Origin of the sequence: Actinoallomurus sp. NPDC052274 (assembly GCF_040679475.1) — a bacterium.
Classification (GTDB): Bacteria; Actinomycetota; Actinomycetes; order Streptosporangiales; family Streptosporangiaceae; genus Actinoallomurus; species Actinoallomurus liliacearum.
In genome coordinates, this window is record NZ_JBFAUT010000158.1 from 1 (window position 1) to 1,218 (window position 1,218).

Here is a 1,218-nt window from a genome sequence, read left to right on the forward strand (position 1 = left end):
AGATGGCCATAGCGTCCGAGACGGTCGCCGATTATGCCCGCTCGCATGCCGCCGGCGTGGCACGCACCGCCGGCCCCAACCGCACCGGCCTGCCCGACGGGCTCAAGCACGGGATCGAGACGCTCTCGGGCATATCGCTCGACGACGTTCGCGTGCATCGCAACTCGTCGCGCCCCGCGCAGCTGAAGGCGCACGCCTATGCCCAGGGCTCGGATATCCATCTGGCCCCGGGCAAGGAGCGCCACCTGCCGCACGAGGCCTGGCATATCGTCCAGCAGAAACAGGGCCGGGTCGGCCCGACGGCGCGGGCCGGCAACCTGCCGGTGAACGACGATCTCACGCTCGAGAACGAGGCCGACAGGATGGCTGCGCGTGCGACGCGCGCGCAGCCATCATCCGGCGGGGCGATGGCTCCGGCGACGGCGCCGCCATCGGCCGCCGTGGCACAATGCATCCAGGTGGACGAGGTCGATATCGGCGAATCGTTCGACGTGACGACGGTCGACGGCGTCCGCCAGGAAGGCGAGCTGGAGGAGATACGCGGCGGCGGCTGGTACCTGTTCGACGTCGGGCTGGTGCGCGGCCAGCGCAACATCCATGCGCGCGCCGGCGCCATGGTGGAATCCGACGATTCGGATCTGGATTCGGGCAGCGATTCGGATGTTGAGGAATCGAGCGACGACGAGGACATGGGCGGCACGTCGAGCTCGATCACCTACAGCAATGCGCGCGTGTCGACCAGCGATGGCGAGTTCGACATCGGCGAGATCGCCCGCGCCAACAATGTCAGCGTGCGCACTGCGCTGATGATGATCCGCAACAGCTACCGGGTCGTCCCGCGGACGCTGCGGCTCCACTATCCGTTCGGCAGCAAGACCATGTCGCGCGGCGGCGAGGCGTTCGACACGCCTTCCGAGACGACCAAGCAGCCCCAGGGCATGGTCGGCTACCGCGCCAAGGACTATGGCAAGAAGCACAAGAAGGTCGGCAAGGACTATGACGACTGGGCCGACGAGCTTTCGGACAGCGACGAGGACGAGGAGGACAAGAAGGATCGCGCGCGCGACATCCTCGCCTTCCTGAACGACGACGAGACGATGAAGTTCAGCGACATGACCAGCCGGCAGAAGGCCGCGCTCGGCGGGCTGCTGTCGGTCGCGCTGCTCTCCGACCCGATGCGCACCGAGTTCAACTCGCGCCGCACCGAGCGGGACTTCA

Annotated in this window: 1 protein-coding gene; it reads left to right on the forward strand. The window is 67.4% G+C overall.

Annotated features, from left to right (window positions below):
• Positions 1-1,218 (forward strand): DUF4157 domain-containing protein (locus tag AB0K82_RS44615; protein WP_364409853.1); only part of this gene is annotated, 1,218 nt, incomplete at both ends.